Genomic DNA, 20,448 nt, shown 5'->3' on the forward strand with positions numbered 1-20,448 from the left:
CTTTGGATGTCATGAAGGCGCAAAGGATTTTCTGAATTTGAGGCGAATAATCCACAATTTCGTTAATCCGCATATGAGCTTGAAAGGAAAAACGCCTGCTGAAGAAGCTGAAATACATTTGAAATTAGGGCGAATGAAGTTGTTGAATTTGATAACTTATGTTGTTGATATGGATGACGATAAGTAGACAATATCACGAAATACATAAATATAAATACCCCCCCACATAATTTATTGCCATGGAAGACGTCAAAGAAAAAGATATCTCGAGCGCAGAACAGATGCCTGCGCAGGACTGGCACGCAATTAATCTTGAAACAGAAAATCGCGTTCTCAAAAAGCGAGTCATCGACCTTGAAACAGAAATGGATAAGTTCTCAAAGCCGCCTCTTATAGTCACATCAATTGTCGACATCATCAGCCCGCGGGAGGTAATAATACGCCTCAACAGCGGTGATTTTGAAGTCGCGGTTTCTCGCGCACTTGAGGGAAAACTCACGATTCTTGATCGCGTCCTGGTCGATCAGAAATCACTCACAGTAATTAGAAAAATCGGCGTCACAAAACACTTTGACGTCTCAAATTATGTCATAATTGAAAAGCCCGAAGTTTCATGGAACGATATTGGCGGCCTGAAAAGCGTAAAAGAAGAGCTTCAGGAAGTAATAGAACTGCCGTTGCTTAAGCCTGAGCTTTTCAAGAAAGTCGGAATCGACCCTCCAAAAGGCGTGCTTCTTTATGGGCCTCCAGGAACCGGAAAAACCCTTCTTGCAAAGGCTGCGGCTGCAACAACAAACGCCACATTCATCGAAATCGTAGGCTCGGAGCTTGTGCAGAAATTCATAGGCGAGGGAAGCAAATTCGTGAAATCCATATTCGATTTGGCGCGAGAGAAAGCCCCGGCAATCATATTTATCGATGAGCTCGACGCAATAGCTGCAACAAGAATCGATGTCGGAACAAGCGGCGAGCGAGAAGTCCAGCGCACATTCATGCAATTGCTCTCAGAAATCGACGGCTTTAAACCGCTCGGTAATGTAAAAGTAATCGGCGCGACAAACCGGCTTGACATCCTTGACCCGGCGGTAACGCGCCCTGGAAGGCTTGATAGATTGATAAAAGTCGAAATAATTACAATTGAAGAGCGCCTTGAAATACTAAAGATTCATACGCGCAATATGAATCTTGGCGCAAATGTTTCTCTTGAGAAAATCGCGCACATGTGCGATAAACTGTCAGGTGCAGAGCTAAAAGCAATATGCACCGAAGCAGGATATTTTGCGATACGCGCAAGCAGGACAGAAATCGCAATGGATGACCTTCTTGACGCAGTAAAGAAAGTGAAGAAACCGGAGAATCGCGCGCATCTAACGCTTTATGGGGATGTATAGACCGTCGCCAATATGTTTTGGTAGACATACCTGAGTAAAATAAGCGTATGTTTAATGACGATGCGTCCAATACGTTTTACAGTAACATAACACTGCATATAGCGTCTAATCAAAACATTATCGCTTCTTAGCTGCCGGCTTGCGTTTAAAGAAATACGCGCCCAAACCGACAAGCACTATAAGACCTATTATTGATAATGTGCTGCCGGATGCAAAGGCGAACATTCTGCCGGTGATTCCTGACAAACCGCTGGATTTAGACGCGCTATCATCGGATGCATCTGCGCTTGTCAATATGATCTCACAAGGCTGTGTTGTCAGGGGAAGGTCTTCTATTGAACCGCATTTGTTCGCATCAGTACAGCTTCTTTTCTGGATTCCGCCAGTGCATTCAGACCATGCATTGCAGGTCCATCGTTCGTTACACAGACCGCTTGATGTTGTTAAAGAAGAACTACTTACGGAATTGTTTGTAGGTGGAATTATTTTAGTATTATTTGTTGATGTAGTTTGTATTGATCCTCCGGAACTTCCGCCGCTGCCACTACTGCCAGAGCCTTCGCCAGGGGGTGTGGATGCAATGTAGGTCAGATTGCTAATAAGTGAATTCATATTTCCACTTCCATCTCTTGAGTAATATGTGAACTTATAACCTCCTGCTATTGATGGTGTTACGGACACGCTGTAATAATACTCATTTCCAATATGGCTAACTTGTGCCAAGGTATAGTTTGTCTTTACTTGATTGGGATCTTGAAGTTCCAGTTTTACCCAGTCCATGTTGTTTGCCTCTGTTGCATTAACATAAACTGTAAATGGATTATTAGTATTTCCGCTTAAAGCTGAAATAGAATCATTATGCAGTACTGGCGCTATTGTATCTGATATAGTCACAGTACTTGAATTAACCCACGTGCTATTATACGTTCCGTCGTAAGCGCGAATAGAACAGATAACCTGATCATTTAAAGAATAATTACCGACGCCAAGAATTTGTCCAGTAATTGGTTTTAACAAATCATTAACATACCACTGAAACCAATGTGCACTCATTGTATCGGAATTCACATCAAAATAAGTATATGTACAGTTAAGAGAATCATTTAAAGTTGCAGAACTTGGCGAAATCATAGCGGTGACAACAGGTGGTACATTAACAGTTATCGCAAGATCAAGATTTGTTGATTTTCCGTTTGCGAAAATATCGCTTGCTGCCTGAACAGTATTAACAAATATAAGAATTGTGTCACCCTGATTATTCGGATTCTCTACAATAAGATTATATGCTCCGCCAGAAGTTGTTTTAGCCGAACCTGCCAAATCTCCGTAGATGGTAGCTGTTATGGATGTTCCGACAGGAGCAGGAACGCCGTTTATGGTCGCTATGCCCCAAAACTGATGCGGAGGCATAGTTGGAGCAGTTACTTCTGCAAACGACGGCTGTGCAGCTAACAGCAACATAGATAACGCAAGCAAAAAATATTTTAGTGTCATAATATAATCACAATCGCTTGATTCAATCAAATGTTAATACTTATAAGTAAAAACTTATAAAGCCTTGTTTCTAACAAACTCAAAAAAATAAAGGGCCACGGACAGAAGTCCGTGGCATTGTTTGTTTAATTATTGTTTTATCTATGGCGCGTATTGATCCGGCTCATCCATGTGTATCCAGTATCCGTATCCCGCAACCATTCTGTATTTGCCGTTGTGCGGTTCATTCCATACATCGTTCTGGAACTGTATGACCCACTGGTCATTCATGCAGTTTACGCGTGTGTATAGCGATTCCCATCGCGGGTATCCGTTATGCAAATCAACGAGTGAATGCAATGAATCGTAAGTGTGGTCCCAATATATCGGGCCTACATCATACGAGCACTCAGGGTCTTCGCCATACTGTTGCCATTCTGTACCGTAAAATCCGATAAGGTTCCAACCGGCAGTCAAAGGTCTAGCAGGTGGAATAGTTACTGGGCTTAACAAACTTCCGCCAATCCATATTTTCTCGCGGCTCTTTGAAAGCACCCAATATCCCCAACCAGGCTTTACAGTGTTCAATGTATCTGGCGCAGGTCCCGGAGTCCATACAGACCACGTTCCATTGTCATAAGCCCATACAGCAATTATGTTGTCCTTCACATCCTTAAACAGGTTTTCGATGCTGTTGTTCAAAAGCACAAATGGCACGGATATGAGGTTCCATTTTTGATAAAGGTTAAGCTCAAATCTTGTGCCTTCGACCTTGAACATTTCATCGTCTTCAGGACCTTGATTGCCAAGCGCGTCAGTGCAGTAGAACTTCAGGTTGTGGTTTGATTCATTCCTGAGGTATAGCGTTACTGACGATTCATCACCTACTGTGCAGTATCCGTCAGGGCCAATCTGTCCGCCAAGCATTCCGCAGTAGTATGGTGTGAGGTCCTTTAGGTTATCGAAGTTTATATTAAAGGATATTTCTGAATGGTCTACCGGATGCGGCTCTGGGTCGTTGCAGCTCATTGTTATGGGTGTGAGCGTAGTAACTTTCCAGCAGGTCTCATTTGCGCATCTTTCCGGAAGGTTGGGGAAGTAAGTCACTTCGTCCTTCTCGTTTACTCCATCCCATATTGCCTTTGGCTCGCCAACTGTTTTGTTTGTTTCTGGCGCGGTATTATCGACAAATACGCACTGCTTCTTAACATCCTCTGTCTTTTCGACATTGTCTATGCTATAGTATTCAATGAGATGGCAGGATTGTTCATCAATCTGGAATGGTGTTGTATACGTGTTCCATTCGCCATCTCCGCTTTGCTCTTGGCAGATATCATCGCTTAAGCAAGGCAGATTGCCTTCCATCAATGTTACCTTATAATTGGTTTCGTTCACACCAGATTTATGCGGTCCTGCGTCTTCAACAGAGAGTGCAATGTTTGTCTCTGAAGTCACCCATTTCGAAGTTTCATTGTTATAATATGGTTCGCCATAGTGCTTTGATGTTACTGGCGGCGTCTTGTCGACGTAGAATGTTTCGCGGTCAGTTACAGAGTTTCCAAGCTCGTCCCTGCAGGTAATTGTCAGCTTATGCTTTGACTCTTCCGGAAAGTTAATGTCAAACGGAGCAATTACTCCGATTTGTCCGCTGCCAATCTTTTGGCCGCCGTATACTGTGTAATCCCAGTCACAAGTAACGTTATTCACCGGGTGCGGTTCAGGATCAACTGCTTCGACATGTATCTGAGTCACGCCGTCAATATAGCACTTCGGCTTTTGGGCGCATTCTACGCTTAAGTCATCAGCACATACATCCGACAGAGATTCAATTTCTATTAGATTTTCAGGAGGACATGCACCTGCTCTTGGCCCGACAATTGTCTTGTTTATAACCGGAGGCTGTGTATCAACGATATCGATTTCGCTATTTATCGGTCCCGTATTTCCAAGTCCGTCAACACAGTAATACTCAAGTTCATGGCATGAGTCTTCAGGGAAGTGAATTATCTTCTCAAGGAGGTATGGATTACCGTTCAAATCTCCTCCGTTTGGATCAACCCACGCGGTCCATTCACTACCATCTAAATTGTCGCAACTCTCGTTAAAACGATATCTGTACCATAGCGAGACATGGTCAACTGGATGTGGAAATGCGTCTTTGCAAGTAAGTGTTATCGGTGTTTGGTTAGTTATGTAAGTTATCTGATTGACATCCTGCCCTTCGCTTCTAACTACCTTCGGCTCTCCGATTGTCTTATTGACCTCGGGAGGTGTATTGTCTACAAAGACGCACTGCCATTTGACAGGCTCTTCATTTCCAAGTTTGTCAACACTGTAGTATTCGATAACATGACAAGATTCTTCTGGCTTGTAGAATGACCCGTCATATTCGTTCCACGGCGTGTTCAGATTTACATACTGATCATAGTATTCCGGATTGCAATGATTAGATCCGTCAAACTGAGCTCCATCAGCCTCTGAATTCTGGCAGATTATCTCACCCTCTTCATTATTCGTTACGAGCATATTCCTCCAATATATTTTATCAACCCCTACTTTTTCGTCTGTTGCATCAAGAGTTACGGGTGTATTTGAGGTTATCCAATGAGCCCATCCGCAAGATACTTCATTAAACACTTCATTAAAGTCCCCATTGGCGATATTCAATTCATCAATTAAATAACACTCTTTCGGATACCATTCTTCAACGAATGGCTCTCCGTAGGTTTTGGTTGTTTCCGGCGGTGTTGAATCGACGAGGAATGTTTCAACGTCTTCTGCCATTGCATTGCCAAGGGCATCCTTGCAGTTTATGACAAGCTTGTGCGTCGAGTCTTCCTGGAATAGTATGTCCTGTCCATCTTCACCGAACTGACCTGCTTCCACAGTGCACCAACCGTTCTCATACGGCCTTCCTGCGCAGTTTTCTTCTGTTGTCTGCCATATCAGCTTGTATGTGCACTGAACATTGTTCACGGCGCAAATCTCTCCGCCGTCCTTGACTGCAATGTGCACTCCGTTTTCGTCGTTGTCCCTAACATAACAATCGTCATCCTCGCTCTTCGGCGGGCATGCATCCTCATTCAGTTCTCCGTCAGTGTAACCGAGGTGGTCAGTTCCAATCATTGTCTTCTCGATAGAAGGCGGAGTATCGTCTACCTTATAATATTGTATGTGCGTTTCACTTTTCTTTTCAACAGCATCTTTACAATAATATTCAAGGTTGTGCATTGATTCTTCCTGAAAGTTGAATACAAACGGATTTTGCGATGTTGCAGGAACACAGCAGTAGTCGTCAGCTGTCATATCTTCAGGATCACAGTATGTATCTGTATTATAGCCCCACTCATAGACGCCAGGGGTTACTTCTACATAATCATAGGATACCTTGAAGCAAATCTCTTCGTCACCTGATGGATGTGGTTCCGGATCCGTGCAAGTAAATGTTATCGGTGTTTCCTGAGTTACATAATGTTCACAGGACATTTCTGAATATATTTTTATATTGTCCGTGTACCAGCCTTCCTGATTATCAGGACCGCAGCAACCGTCGCCTGTATCGTACCTGAATCTTACCTGCACATCTTCTCCAGCATAGGCGCTTATGTCATATGAGAAAGTTCTCCACTGCATGTCGGAGTCATTGTGCAAGGGGTCGTCTCCGTTGCTTGTCTGGACATCACTAATTCCGACACCTCTAACTGGCGGCTCATTTGATAATGTACCTATGCTGCCAACATTTACACCGCCGCATGTATTAAGCGTTGCCCATGTCTGGCCGCCGTCACTGGAAATTTCAATCCATTCGACATCGTACCAATCAGGGCATCCGCCTTCGTTTGCTGTGTAGGAATCAAATTCCAGTGTAATTATGTCATCTCCCGGGAGGGCTATCACCGGCGACATAAGATAGCTGTGCTCGTATCCTCCATGGCTTCCATGATTTGTCGTTCCGTAAACAGTTGTGCCGAAATCATAGTTGTCTATTCCATAGGCAGTTGTCCTTATTTCCCACCAATCTGAACTATTATATCCCTCTCGTGGTTCCAGCATGCCATGAGTCCATCCTGTGGCGCCGCTTTCAAAATCTTCTGAAAAGACCGTTATTTCATTGCCTTCTCCTGGTCCGCATATAGTAACACTAGGGTCCCCTACTTCTTTATCCACAACAGGTGGTTTCTTGTCAACAAAGAAGCAGTTGACATTAGTATTCTCTACATTACCTAGATTATCTACGCTGAAATAATATAGTTCATGGCATGATTCTTGGTCCTTGTTTATTGGATTTCCGTCATAGAGATGCCAATTCGGATCGACCTGGCACTCTTCATGAACATAGTCCTCGACGCATGCTTCCCAATTAGGATCCTGCTCAGACTCCCAGTTTTCATCGCAATATGCCTGCGCTTCGTTAATACAATAAACTGTTTTCGGATTGCCATATGGTGTTGAGACCTCAATAGCATTACAGTATTGAGCAGGATCCCAACAAGAATCCTCACCCTCTGCAAGAACATTCTTGTACCATGTCTTGTCAACACCTATGTTGCATGAATGACCTGTCGGGTCCGGGTCAACAGCGTTAAGCGTAATTGTTGTTACAGTGTCAATCCATTCAACATTGCCATCTATTTTCTTTGGCTCGCTGATTATTTTTGTTGTCACCGGCGGTGTCGAGTCGACTTTATCGGTCTCTGTCAAAACTTTCTTATTTCCGGCAAGGTCATAACATTCGACTTCAAGATAGTGGTTTGAGTCTCCGACAAATTTTAAATCCCAGTCAAGTGTTTCTCCGTTTTCAACAGTATTCCAATCGCCTGGGACTCCGTCAAGCGTAACTCTCCACCTGCAGTAGTCAAGACCTAAATCACAGTCTTCATTATTATCAGAAGCATCTAAATGAATATTAGTATTTGTGGTTACCCACCAGTCAAACCCGGTTCCGAGTAATTTTGGATCTCCAACAATCTTGGAAATTTGCGGGTTTGAGCAATCTATTCTTACTTGCGGCCAGGTAAATTTTTGTTGGCCTATCGGTCGATTATTATCTAATGTCGAAATCAGAAATTCGCTTATACATCCTTGGCTCCACATTACGGCATCAAAGGTGAATATCTTACTGTTTCCTGGCTTAATTATGGTTGAATTATTATTCCATTCAGTCTTATATTCACAGTAACCATATTGCTGAACGTGATCAAACAATGTCCAACCGGATGGAGCTGAACCGCATGAGAAATTAGTTATTCCGAGAGTTCCGCTATATATTCTTACTTCATAAATGCTGTCACTGCTGGAAACGTTATTCAATATATTTACTGTGAATGTATCGCCAAGCTGATTACAGTTTGCAATATCTGGAGATAATGTGATAATCGGATCATGCTGAGCAAACGCAGGGCTCGCGCTAACAGCTAAAAACATAGCGAAGATAAATAAGAATGAAATTTTTGCCATATTGCTGGCAGCATTTGTCTTTCCGGCTCCGGATATAAATGTAGATTTCATTTTTCTCAACTCCAATTCAACCATACTGATAAATATGGTGTTTCTTGTTATGCGACAGTTAATCGCACTGCCGCGGATTCAGCATAATCTCTGCAATGAAATTTTATTTAATGAAAACGCAGTGAAATAAATTTTTGATGAACTAAAAAAGAGGAATTTTGAAAAGAAAAACTATTTAAAAATACGGCACAACAGCGCCATAAACTTCCGAAGAATTTATTCACAAACATAAGGTTCACCTACAATTCTACCCCCCTTAGGATGTGATTTGGCGGAATAATGGTTTCATTTTGGATGAATGCCCGCAGTATTTTAGGTATTCACCACTGAATCTATATAAATCTTTTGGTATCTGTCAGAAAAAGTACGTCAAATGCTGTAAAACAAGAAAAATTACATCGCCTTCAGAACGGCAATCAGCTCGTCAACTGTTTTCGTGCCGGAAAGTATTACGGGAATTTTTTCTGTACGCGCGATTCTTTCCGCCACTTTGTCAAATGCCTCCAGACCGTGAAAAATCACAGCAGCGGGCTTGACATTTGCAACCTTGATTGCGACAAGCGGCGAGCGCCCGCGCTTGACTCCGGTAAACACAATCGCCTTGCCGGACATAAAATGGTGCATCTCGGAAAATTCCGCGGGAGAAAAAGATATGATGGCTTTAATCGAATCAATGATTACATACGCGCCGATATTTTTTTCCGCATCGCCATTAAAAAACATTGCTGTTCCGCCAAGCGCATTTGCAAAATCGCCCAAAGTCTTCGGGGCGTTCAGCTCGCGCACATCAATAACAGAGTCGTGAAAAGTTTCTGCTGAATTAATTGCGCTTTCGGATGCCGCGCGGCCCATCCCGATATCGAAAGAAGAAAACGCCTTGACGATTTTTTTTATCATCGCAGACCCCGGCGATTTCCTGCGCCCTGATTCATAATCGGAAATTATTGAAGAGCGGATGCCTATCTTTTCCGCAAGCCCGCACTGGGATATTTTGAAAATGTCGCGCCATTTGCGTATTGCCGCGCCTGAGTCGCCTGAAAGAACTATGTCTGACACTATGATTCTTTCCAGATTCTCGCGGAACGCTTCGGTTTCAGACATAAGCAACACAAAAAGTAATGTATAACAAGTGATTACATTTGCAAGTAACGGTGTAGTAACAAATACTTTTAAAGCTACGCATTTTCTGAATCGAAAAATCATGCGCAAGACAAAAAGCCCACAGATTAATATGACGCCAACTAAACAAAAAGCATTATGAAACCATTTACAATACGTGCTGTTCGTATAAAAAATACAACTATAACATCAACAGGATAACCTCGAAATTAGAAATTTCAGAGAAACCGTTTCCAATATTGGAAAGAAAAAAGGAATGCTCTAAATCAAAATAAGTTAAAATGACTAGAGCCTCTGCCGGCATCTGTGCTGTTAGTTCGCGCCTTACAATCACATCATTTCAAGAACGCCCAGACAGATGATGTCTTTTTAAAGCCGAGTTCGCGCCTTACAATCACATCATTTCCCCATCGGCGACATCGCTCTAAGTCTTTTTATAATCGGCGGCAGAACTTTCAGAACATAATCGATATCTTTTTCAGTAGTGCTTCTTCCCAAACTAAACCGCACAGAACCGTGGGCTTCTTCATGCTTCTGCCCGAGCGCGAGCAAAACATGCGAAGGCTCAAGAGATTTTGAGGAGCATGCAGAGCCGGTTGATGCAGCAATTCCTTTCAAGTCAAGATTAAGAATTATCGATTCGCCTTCGATAAATGCAAATCCGACATTTGCATTGTTGGGCAGGCGGCTTGACGGATGGCCGTTAAGCCAAGTGTTTTCTATCTGCAAACATCCATTGATAAGTTTGTCGCGCAAAGAAGAAAGTTTTTTTGCGTCCGTGTCCATTCGCGCCATTCCGATTTCTGCGGCTTTTGCAAAACCGACAATTCCTGCGACATTTTCAGTGCTTGAGCGCAGTCCCCGCTCGTGTCCGCCTCCGTGAAAAAGCGGCTCGATTTTTATGCCGCGCTTTTTGTAAAATGCACCGACGCCTTTAGGGCCGTAAATTTTATGCGCGTTAATAGTAACTAAATCCAAATTATCTGCCCTGACATCAAGCGGAATTTTTGTAAAGCTCTGGCACGCGTCAGTATGAAAATAAACATTTTTTTCGCGGCAAATTTTTCCAATCTCGCGTATCGGCTCAATTGTTCCGATTTCGTTGTTCGCATGCATAACTGAAACTAATATTGTATCGCTTTGTATTGCTTTTTTTACATCATCTGGATTAACCAAACCGTATTTGTCAACAGAAAGAAAAGTTACAGAAAAACCTTGAGACTCAAGCCATTGCGATGAATGAATGACACAATCATGCTCAATCTTTGTAGTGATTATATGCTTTCCTTTATTGCGATTTGCAAATGCGATTCCTTTAAGTATTGTGTTGTTTGACTCGGTGCCGCTTGATGTGAAATATATTTCGTCCTCTTCCGCATTCAATGCTTTCGCAATTATTTTTCGCGAATCTGCCAGCGCAACTGCAGCCTCCTGCCCGAACTGATGCAGGCTTGAAGCGTTGCCGAATTTTTTTGAAAAGTACGGCATCATCGCTTTTTGAACTTCAGAATCGACCGGCGTTGTTGCACCGTGGTCTAGGTATATCTTCACCATAATTAATATAACGGCGTTATAAGTTTATATATTAATTAGGTATTGTTTTTTATAATTTCCCGCCCGAATAGCATAATGCAAAATGAAAGAATTTATATCCTTGATTCAAACGTATTTTTGCACGGCGCGCAATCCATTTTCGCGGACAAGCCCTGCGTCACGGTTTACGGCGTTGTGGAGGAAATGAAATCAAGTGCATCTGAAATTGAAATAGACAGGTTCATGCTCTCAGGGCTCCAGATACTTGAACCGTCAAAAGAAAGCGCAGATGATGTTTTGCGCGCGCAGAAAAAAACGCAGGACAAAACGTCAAAGACAGACATGATGCTGGTCGCACTTGCGCTTGACTTCAAGAAAAAAAATAAGGACTATATTATAATAACTGATGATTACGGCGTTCAGAACCTTGCAAAAGTTTTGAAAATAAATTATTCCGGCCTGAGCCAGGACGGCATAAAAAAGCCTATTGCGTGGTCTGGAAAATGCACTGCATGCGGACATAAAACTAATGAGAAGATCTGCCCTGATTGCGGAAGCAAAGTAAAATTTCATGCAAAAAAGATATAATTTTCGCCCAATGCACAGCATGAATGGCGAAAAATCCGTTCGTTCCGCATTACTAACCATTATTCGCGGAACTCTCGGCTTTTTTGTTTGCCATGTATAAAATGTTGCAAACAAAAAACGGGCCTGTGGTCTAACGGTATGACGCTGCCATGGCACAAGGTCTTGAAAATCCAAGATTTTCAAGCTTTCCAAACTCTTTCGAGTTTGAAAATTCCTCAGAACCTTATATATTGGCAGAGGCTCCGCGTTCGATTCGCGGCAGGTCCATCAAATATCCTAGTTCCAAAACTTTGAGAAGCTCTTCTTCGTCTTTCGTTTTTTGTATATCCACCCTTAACTTTCTCGTTCCTGGCGCGCCTATAGTAAACCAAGTTGCCTGCGCCTTGATTTCCGCAAAGCCCTGTTTGCGGGAATATTTTTTGTAATATGCTAAAAATCGCGAAAAGGCGGAAAGCCGCCCCTCCAAAGAATGCGAAGCAGGATATTCTTTTCCAGCCAGCGCGAGTTTCGCATCACTGAAAACAAACGGATTTCCCATTGCTCCGCGGCCAATCATTAATGCGTCGCATCCCGTCTCACTAAACGCGCGCATCGCATCCGCAGCAGAAAACACATCGCCGTTCGCGATAATCGGAATATTTGCGGCTTCTTTTATTTTCGCGAGCAAGCCCCAGTCTGCCTTGTCCAGATAATTGTGCACAACGAAACGCGCGTGAATTGCAATCGCATCAATTCCTACATTCTCGCAGACTTTCAGAATTTCAAAAATCTCCGGCTCTTTTTTGTTCATCCCAAGGCGCACCTTGACAGTAAGCGGCATCTTGACAAACTCGCGCATTTTTGACAAAACAGCCTCAAGTTCTTTTGGATGGCCTGAAAACCAACCACCCCATTTGCGCCCGATGTAATGCCTTTTCGAACAGCCGGCATTAAAGTCAATCACATCAACTTTTTTTTCTAGGGATTCTGCAATCCATCGGATATTTTCTGTGTTGTTTCCGACAATCTGCGCACCGACAGGCCGCTCTTCTTCAATAAAATCATCGAACTGCGCGCGGTCCATTTTGAATTTTCCGGCTTCAAGCATTTCGGAATATGATAGCCCTGCGCCGAATTCTTTGCAAAGAAGCCGGTAAGGCGCGCGTGATACGTCGCACATCGGGGCAAGAATAAGCGGCGTAGCTATCTTTAGCTTTCCGATTTTAAGTGGTTTGATTTTCATAATGGCGCCTTTTCCTATTGGCGCGAGAAAAGATTTAAATAGTTTTATAGCCATTCGAAAGTTATGACAACATTTAAGACACCTTCTTGGCCGGTTTGCAAGGTCGCACTGAACGGAGATGTGAAGGCCTACGTAGGATTTTCTAAAGAAACGGCTCTCGGTATTGGAAACGATCCCATAACTGGCGGTAACCAAAGTCAAAAAAATTATGTATTTTTAGAGCAGTATAATAGCCACATACCAGTATATGAATTAGATACATTAGACGGACAAAAAATTGAAAGCGGCCCGGGATATCTCTTGGATGCCGAAGCTCTTAAAAAATATCTCGAAGAATCATGCGAAGACATAGTTGATATACTACAAAATTTTGGCGGCAAAATGAATTCTGAAAAAGTAAGCGAGTTAAAAGAAAATCTCAAGTCATATGAAGATGCATATATGGAGATATTTGGGCTTGAAATACCGGCAGAATAACTCCATACAAACGGTATTACAAATCATTTCTTTTTTGCAAAGTGTTCTATCGGCAATTCATAGCAGTTATCTTTTTAAACATATCTTGACGAATACACTCAAGCGATTAAAAAAATTTAATACGATTTAAAAATCGTAAATAAAAAACAAAAATCGCAATTACGAGTTGATTCATATCGAAAAAGAAAAGCGCCGCCTGACCGCATACAAGACAAGGATAAAAGACGTTGTCGAAGGGAAATTCGTTTCTCTCGGCGGATTCAACCCCAGTTACGCGCTGACAAGCTACGGATTGAAATTGTCGCGCATACACATTCTTGCAACAGTAATAAACACATATATTACAGAAGACAAGAAATACGCATTCATAGTCATTGACGACGGCACAGGCATCATCCGCTCAAAAGCTTTCCAGGACACTGCGCCGCTTGCAAACGTTAAAGTCGGCGACATCGTGGACTTCATCGGAAAAGTCAGGGAGTACAACGACGAGCGATACCTTGTTCCGGAAGTAGTCGTACCGATAAACGATCCGAATTTTGAATCAATGAGAAAGCTTGAGATAATGCTCTTTTTAAGAAGGTGGGCTGCAAAGAGAAAGATAGTTCTTGAAAACAAAAACCTGCCAATTGAAGAACTAAAAAAAGAGATGCTTGAAAAATACAAAATCGACGAAAATGATGTTGAAGGAATTCTTGAAGCTGAGGAAAACATGAAAAGCGGCGGAGAAGTGGAAGCAGCAGCAATAGACAACAGAAGCGGCCGCGAAATCGTACTGAAAGTCATAGGCGAACTTGACAAAGGCGAAGGTGTTTCATACAGCGCGATAGTAGAAAAAGCAAATCTTCCCGAAAACGTCACAGAAAGCGCAATGAACGAATTGTTGGAAGAAGGCTCGTGCTATGAGCCGAAGCCGGGGATTATTAAGATACTTTGAAGACGGACGTTATACAAAATAGACTAACTGGAAGCAGGGATATGGGTGTTTGGAAGATTAGACTTGCTAGTTCTGTTTAATGAGGTCTTTCGCATCTTGGAGTAATTGTAATTTAACATTTTCATCCAGTACATTATATTTCTTGTTCACTTCGTCAAAATCTTCTACTCTCTTAATTATTCGCTTCGCAGCATCAAGTTTTTTAACTTCTATATCTACATCATATTCTCCTTTCATTGAAAAAAATCCCCAGAGAAAAAAATAGATGCCGGCCACAAAAAAAAGTATCTGCAATTGTGGATTAAGAAGTAAAGAATAAGGCGTTGGCAGTTCCATAGCGGTGTTATTAAGATAGATAGGTGTCAAAAAAAACAGCAATACCCATCACAAGAAGAAGAATATTATATTTTATTGAGTTTGGTATCTCCATACACTCACCTTATCGTCCTATAAATTGCTCGACGATTCCACGAGATAAATATCGCTATGAATAATAATAGAGCGCCAAAATCTCCATAGAATTTAAAGTAAACTAAAGAAATGCCAAGTATTAGCAGTACAAAAATCAGAGCATCAAGAAATAGTTTTTTATCCACACCCAATATTTTTTTACCCATGCTTTCTATGAGTTCATAGTATTTATATAGACCTTTTTTGAGGCGTTATTCATTAACTTCTATACCCGCCAACATCCTTCTTTTTCGGCGAATACGCGCCAAGTGCTTCTGAAGATGTCTCTAAATCCCTTTGGCGGAGGCTCTTTTCGCGGCTGACGCGCGTTTTTTCCTAAAATTTCTTGAGAACTTCTGCTTTTATTTTCTTAAAATCAGGAAGCTCGCCCATTATCAAGCCCGATAAATCGGGCACAAAAAGCCCTGATTTTTCCTCAAGCTTTTCGGCAAATGCTTTTTTTGAAAAAGAAAGTTTGCATACTTTCAGCTTTTTTTCAATCATTCTCATATCAGGGGCAACGCCTCTTTTAATCAAAAACCAAATGTCGTAAACATCGCGCGCCTTGTTTCTTGAATATATCGCCCTGACTTTTTCGGCAAGTATTTCTTCGGCGCCCATTACAAAAACATCAAAAGACGGGATTTCGCGGTAAAAGGGAACAAAAAGCTCTTTTTTTGCTGCAATCGGCTTTTCCCTTAGACTACAGTTAATGGCAACATAAGCCATGCTTTCCTTGCTTCCATTGTAAAGCGGGCCTTTAAACAATAATCTTGCATTTATCTCGTTGCCGTATTTCTCCATATCTGATTTCCCTTCGATTCCAAGAGCAGACAGCCTTCTTAGCGCAACCTGCACAACTTTTTCGATATCAACACGCCTTTTGTTTATTGTAAAATCCAGGTCTTCGCTAAATCGGTTCAGGCTGTAGAACTTATACAGCGCGGTTCCTCCCTTGAACAATAAAGAATCCCCGCTTTCAGAGAAGATGGCAAACAAAAGCAATTCCAGAAGATAATCTTTTTCAGCATTTTTCATTGAAAGCTTTTTCGCATCAGCAATTCGCACTAGTTCTTCTTTTCTTATCATAATATCACCGTATTTTCAAGGACTCGCCATTTTTCATTTCTCTTTCCTTTTGCAGGAATGGCATATTCCAAAGGGACGAAAGAGCCGGATAGATGTTTTTTGAATTTATTATAATAGTCAAAACCCAATGCATCAAGCAGATAGCCGAGCCGCTTTATAGCCGGTTGATTGCTAGATTCGATAGCAAAATCTGCAAGCAAGTTCATGCGCAATATTTTCCTATTGTGCTTTATTATGTAAGCAATCTCAGAGAAAGAGATTTTTTTAAAAAGTATCCCGTCCAGCAATGCCTTTTCAGGCTCTGCAATAAATGCTTCGAAACCTGAGATCTGTGTTTTTCGGTATCCGAAAAAATATTTCGGCCGAGTGCGTATAAATAGAATCCGCGTATTGTTAAACAATATTTCTTTTCTCGAAATGTTCCGTGTTGTTATCACCCATATATCGCGCGGCAATTGTTCGGTAAGATTGTAATGCCTTATTGCGCTCCAAAGAGAAATGTAAGATGGCCAAACAATATTTGACGCTAAAATAAACGGATCTTTATGCACCGTGTATTTGTTTCTTTGAAGCTCGAATATATATCCTTTAATTTTTAGCCTGTGAAGGCATAGCTTTGCATATTCTGAATTGTTTTGAGTCAAATTCCTAATTGTTGCTATATCAAATACAGGGTATTCTTCCAGCTTTTTTAGAAGCTCAAGGGTTTTCATAGCGTAGTATGCACTTCTGCTCTTTATATATTTAATATATAAAAGTTATCATTTTTGATAACTTACGTGTATTTATTATAATTTATAATGGGGCGGATCATACGCATAGAAAACATCACGAAACTATCATGAATTCCTATACCCTTCCAAATCCTTCTTTTTCGGCGAATACGCGCCGATTGCAGCAGAAGAAGGCTCTGAATAGACAGTTATATTTTCGCCTTTCCGGACATACTGCCTCGCGCCGGAATCTACAACAACATAGGGCTTTAATGACGCGCCGGAAAAAGTTCTTTTCACATCAGAACATCCGGCATCCGTTGGCGCGAATCTTACCGTCAATAAAACATCAGGACTCATGCCGAAAAATTGCTCGTTTGAGAATTTCGATTTCAGGGCAAGCGCCCACTGGACATTTGCCTTTGATATGTCGCAGCCTGAAAAATCAGTTCCTGAAATATCGCACCAGCTCATGTTTGACTCCTTCAGGTTCGCGCCTTCCATTGTTGCGCCGCTTATGCGCGACCAGTACAGATTTGCTTTCGAAAGATTCGCATTCCGCAAAATCGTGCTGTCAAATGCGCAACTTGTAAGTTCAGCTCCTGACAAATCCGCACCGGTCAAATCAGTATGCCCGAAAGAGGAATAATGCAGATTTGCCTTGCGCAAAATTATTCCTGAAAGCTTCTGCCCTGAAAAATCCGAATTCGGCGCAAAGATTCTGGAAAAATCACGCGCGCCCTGTTTGTATTCTTTTATTATGTCTGCCGCAGTCATTTTCCTGCCTAAAAATAACGGCGCAGTAATCGCATTTAAGAAATCGGCGGAACTTTTATCGCAGCCGTCAAAAATGCATTCGGAAATATTCGCGCGTATGAATTTCGCGCCATTGATTTTCGCATTCCTGAAATTCGAATTAAAGGCGGTTGCATCGGAAAAATTCGCGCCCCCTAAATCTGCGCCCTCGAAATTTGTATCCTGCATTTCTGCAGATGAGAAATCCGCACCGTTTAGTTTGCAGTTCTTAAACGATGAATTAATGAGTTTCGCGCGCGTCAAAATAATTCCAGAAAGATTCAGGCCGGAAAAATCAGAGTTCGGAGCGAGTATATCGGAAAAGTCGCGCTCGCCTTCACCGTATAATTTCACGATTTCTGCCTTTGCCATAGGGTGGACGGTTTTCTTCTGTAAAATGGGCTTGTCAAGAATATCCGCATCATTGGATTCGGAAACAAAATCAAAAACCATATTAGATAATAGGCGTGATGGTATAAGTATCTTCGCTACTTCCATCACATTTATAAAACTTACATTCAATTAGAAATTAACAAATGAAATAACACTTTAATGTGTTTTTTTTGGTGTGTTTTAATGCAACCAGTTCTTTTAGCATTTATAGCAAGCATTTTATCGATTGTTTTTGCCGGGATTCTGGCGATGGATGTTCTCCGAAAGCCTGCGGGCAATGCAAAAATGCAGGAAATCGCGCGTGCGATACAGGAAGGCTCAACCGCATACCTTAACAGGCAGTACCGCACTGTTGCGGTCATTGCAGTAATACTCACAATAGTATTATATTATATAATAAACGCGCCAACTGCCATAGGATTTGTGGCAGGGGCGATTTCCTCGGCACTTGCCGGATACATCGGAATGAATATTTCGGTACGCGCAAACGTCAGAACAGCCGAAGCTGCAAAAGACGGCCTTGGAAGCGCACTATCGCTTGCATTCAAAGGCGGCGCAGTAACAGGGCTTTCTGTTGTCGGCCTGGGGCTGCTTGGCGTAACAACGTTCTATTATATATATGGCGACCCGTTGATGATTGTCGGATTCGGATTCGGTGCATCATTGATTTCGCTTTTCGCAAGAGTCGGTGGGGGAATATTCACAAAAGCAGCAGACGTTGGCGCTGACCTGGTCGGAAAAATCGAGGCTGGAATTCCTGAAGACGATCCTAGAAATCCGGCAGTCATCGCAGACAACGTAGGCGATAATGTCGGAGATTGCGCAGGAATGGGCGCAGACCTTTTCGAGACATACGCAGTCACATTGATTGCGGCAATGCTTATCGGCTCCCTCATATTGAAGGACGCCGTATACTCGCTTTACCCTCTGCTTCTTGGAGCGGTGGCAATATTCGCAAGCATTCTCGGCACATTTTTCGTAAAGCTCGGAAGCTCAAAGAATATCATGGGCGCACTCTACAAAGGCGCGATTGCGTCAGGCATATTTGCTGCAATAGGTTTTTACGCAGTAACGCAATACATGGCGCTTAACATGAACCTGTTTTATGCAGGGCTTATAGGCCTTGGCGTCACTGTATCGATAATTTTGATAACCGAATACTACACATCAACTGAATACAATCCTGTTCGAAGCATAGCAAAAGCATCACAGACAGGTCCCGGAACTAATATAATAACCGGGCTTGCAGTAGGGCTTCAAAGCACGGCAATGCCGGTGGTTGCGATTGTCGCAGGAACCCTGATATCATACGGTTTTGGCGAAGCAATTGGCGCAGGATATGGAATATATGCTGTTGCAATAGCGGCTGTTGCAATGCTTTCAACAACAGGGATGATAGTGGCAATAGACTCGTTCGGCCCTATAACAGACAACGCCGGAGGAATTGCAGAAATGTCTGCGCTTCCCGAAGACATCAGAGAGATAACAGATGCTCTTGATGCTGTCGGAAACACGACAAAAGCAGTCACAAAAGGCTATGCAATAGGCTCTGCTGCACTTGGGGCTCTCGCGCTTTTCGCATCATACGTCCATGAAGCAAGCATAAAAAAAGCCCTTGTTTTCAGCCTCAGCGATCCTTTGATTATAGCAGGCCTTTTCCTTGGAGGAATGCTTCCATTCCTTTTCTCCTCATACTTAATGAGCGCAGTAGGAAGAGCGGCTTTTGAAGTCGTCGAGGAAGTAAGAAGGCAGTTCCGCGAGATAAAAGGCATAATGGAAGGCACTGCAAAACCGGAATACGGCAAATGCGTTGACATAGTAACAAAGGCGGCACTGAAGGAAATGACAGTTCCTGCAATAATTGCAATTGCTTCGCCTCTTGCAGTTGGCTACATACTCGGGCCTGTTGCTCTTGGCGGCCTTCTTGTAGGCGTGATTGTCACAGGCCTGCTCCTTGCAATACAAATGACATCCGGAGGAGCTGCATGGGACAACGCAAAGAAGTATATCGAGAAGGGCAACTACGGCGGAAAAAAATCAGATCCGCATAAAGCAGCAGTTGTCGGGGATACTGTAGGCGATCCATTCAAAGACACCGCAGGGCCTGCGCTCAACTCGCTTATTAAGGTCATGAACACAATCGCGCTGATATTTGCCGCAAGCATTGCAGCGCACGGCGGGTTGATTGCGCTTGTGTGAGTGATGATTCACTTATATGTATGCCCGGCAATATCGCTAAAGAAATCTTAGAAGCTTTACTGAAATTGTATTAAATGAATGCTATAAAAGAAATGATTACCGGTATTGACATGATAACTATTAATGAAGCCGAAGAATGTGATTTTGCGCAAATTGAGGCAATACTCGCAGAAAACCATATGCTTGTTCCGGCAATAGACGGCAAAAAAGCCATGGAAATGATAAAAAAGCGGATGGGCAGATATTTTCTTGCAGCTAAAGAAAATAATCTCGTCTTGGGATTCATACGAGCCACATATGATGGCTCAAGGGCGTTGATACAGCAAATGGCAGTTAAGAAAACGCATCAAAGAAAAGGCATCGGCAAAAAGCTTATCTTTGAGGTCTGCAAAAGGCTTAGAAAAGATGGCGCGCCAACGGTCTCTGTTACATCGACCGAGAAGTCGTGTCCATATTACGAAAAATTATCATTTAAAAAACTGCCTATCACGCTAATGTTGGCAGAGGAGATTGACAGAGTTATAAGCATAACAGATACAAAATAATAAATTTACAACAGTA

16 protein-coding genes, 1 tRNA gene and 1 pseudogene are annotated in these 20,448 nt (G+C 42.4%); 8 read left to right on the forward strand and 10 right to left on the reverse strand.

The genetic code is table 11. From position 1 onward, the window contains the following. Both KKB09_00105 and KKB09_00110 read left to right on the forward strand, forming a co-directional pair. A partial coding sequence (locus KKB09_00105; GenBank protein MBU4299601.1) for a hypothetical protein occupies nucleotides 1-187 on the forward strand: 187 nt, incomplete at its 5' end. Between the two features lie 94 nt (nucleotides 188-281). Then, nucleotides 282-1,391 (forward strand): AAA family ATPase, encoded by a 1,110-nt coding sequence (locus KKB09_00110; GenBank protein ID MBU4299602.1) that lies wholly within the window; start codon nucleotides 282-284, stop codon nucleotides 1,389-1,391. Nucleotides 1,392-1,508: 117 nt separating this feature from the next. Here the strand turns inward: KKB09_00110 and KKB09_00115 are convergent, their stop codons facing one another. The 4 genes from KKB09_00115 to nifS form a co-directional block, all read right to left on the reverse strand. Next, nucleotides 1,509-2,885: a hypothetical protein gene (locus tag KKB09_00115; protein ID MBU4299603.1), complete on the reverse strand. Its 1,377-nt coding sequence runs from the start codon at nucleotides 2,883-2,885 to the stop codon at nucleotides 1,509-1,511. 141 nt (nucleotides 2,886-3,026) lie between these two features. Then, complete coding sequence (locus tag KKB09_00120) at nucleotides 3,027-8,372, reverse strand: hypothetical protein (GenBank protein MBU4299604.1); 5,346 nt, start codon at nucleotides 8,370-8,372, stop codon at nucleotides 3,027-3,029. A gap of 393 nt (nucleotides 8,373-8,765) precedes the next feature. Beyond that, nucleotides 8,766-9,473, reverse strand: coding sequence for a helix-turn-helix domain-containing protein (locus KKB09_00125; protein MBU4299605.1), 708 nt, complete (start codon nucleotides 9,471-9,473; stop codon nucleotides 8,766-8,768). A gap of 417 nt (nucleotides 9,474-9,890) precedes the next feature. Continuing rightward, a complete protein-coding gene (gene nifS / locus KKB09_00130; protein ID MBU4299606.1) occupies nucleotides 9,891-11,045 on the reverse strand; it encodes a cysteine desulfurase NifS in 1,155 nt (384 codons plus the stop codon). Between the two features lie 75 nt (nucleotides 11,046-11,120). On the opposite strand from nifS, the gene KKB09_00135 reads away from it, so the two are divergent. After that, nucleotides 11,121-11,612 (forward strand): ribonuclease VapC, encoded by a 492-nt coding sequence (locus KKB09_00135; protein ID MBU4299607.1) that lies wholly within the window; start codon nucleotides 11,121-11,123, stop codon nucleotides 11,610-11,612. A gap of 119 nt (nucleotides 11,613-11,731) precedes the next feature. Then, nucleotides 11,732-11,879: transfer RNA gene (locus tag KKB09_00140), tRNA-Ala, on the forward strand. Nucleotides 11,880-11,892: 13 nt separating this feature from the next. On the opposite strand, the pseudogene KKB09_00145 reads toward KKB09_00140, so the two are convergent. Then, nucleotides 11,893-12,888 (reverse strand): annotated as a pseudogene (locus KKB09_00145) (tRNA-dihydrouridine synthase family protein). Nucleotides 12,889-12,897: 9 nt separating this feature from the next. On the opposite strand from KKB09_00145, the gene KKB09_00150 reads away from it, so the two are divergent. After that, complete coding sequence (locus KKB09_00150) at nucleotides 12,898-13,311, forward strand: hypothetical protein (protein ID MBU4299608.1); 414 nt, start codon at nucleotides 12,898-12,900, stop codon at nucleotides 13,309-13,311. Between the two features lie 166 nt (nucleotides 13,312-13,477). Next, a complete protein-coding gene (locus tag KKB09_00155) occupies nucleotides 13,478-14,248 on the forward strand; it encodes a hypothetical protein (GenBank protein MBU4299609.1) in 771 nt (256 codons plus the stop codon). 66 nt (nucleotides 14,249-14,314) lie between these two features. On the opposite strand, the gene KKB09_00160 is transcribed toward KKB09_00155, so the two are convergent. From KKB09_00160 to KKB09_00180, 5 genes are all read right to left on the reverse strand, one after another. Next, nucleotides 14,315-14,614, reverse strand: a complete 300-nt coding sequence (locus KKB09_00160) for a hypothetical protein (protein MBU4299610.1) — start codon at nucleotides 14,612-14,614, stop codon at nucleotides 14,315-14,317. 68 nt (nucleotides 14,615-14,682) lie between these two features. Beyond that, nucleotides 14,683-14,865 (reverse strand): hypothetical protein, encoded by a 183-nt coding sequence (locus tag KKB09_00165; protein ID MBU4299611.1) that lies wholly within the window; start codon nucleotides 14,863-14,865, stop codon nucleotides 14,683-14,685. 169 nt (nucleotides 14,866-15,034) lie between these two features. Then, entirely contained in the window at nucleotides 15,035-15,787 is a 753-nt protein-coding gene (locus tag KKB09_00170) for a nucleotidyl transferase AbiEii/AbiGii toxin family protein (GenBank protein ID MBU4299612.1), read from the reverse strand. Beyond that, nucleotides 15,784-16,500 (reverse strand): hypothetical protein, encoded by a 717-nt coding sequence (locus tag KKB09_00175; protein ID MBU4299613.1) that lies wholly within the window; start codon nucleotides 16,498-16,500, stop codon nucleotides 15,784-15,786. Before KKB09_00175 ends, KKB09_00170 begins: the two co-directional genes overlap by 4 nt. Before the next feature lie 126 nt (nucleotides 16,501-16,626). Next, nucleotides 16,627-17,748 carry a pentapeptide repeat-containing protein gene (locus KKB09_00180; protein ID MBU4299614.1) on the reverse strand — a complete coding sequence of 374 codons (1,122 nt, stop codon included), beginning with the start codon at nucleotides 17,746-17,748 and terminating at the stop codon, nucleotides 16,627-16,629. Nucleotides 17,749-17,871: 123 nt separating this feature from the next. On the opposite strand from KKB09_00180, the gene KKB09_00185 reads away from it, so the two are divergent. Next, nucleotides 17,872-19,887, forward strand: a complete 2,016-nt coding sequence (locus tag KKB09_00185) for a sodium-translocating pyrophosphatase (protein MBU4299615.1) — start codon at nucleotides 17,872-17,874, stop codon at nucleotides 19,885-19,887. A gap of 74 nt (nucleotides 19,888-19,961) precedes the next feature. Beyond that, entirely contained in the window at nucleotides 19,962-20,432 is a 471-nt protein-coding gene (locus tag KKB09_00190; GenBank protein ID MBU4299616.1) for a GNAT family N-acetyltransferase, read from the forward strand. Nucleotides 20,433-20,448: the final 16 nt, after the last annotated feature.

It is taken from the genome of Nanoarchaeota archaeon (assembly GCA_018897155.1).
GTDB lineage: Archaea > EX4484-52 > EX4484-52 > EX4484-52 > LFW-46 > LFW-46.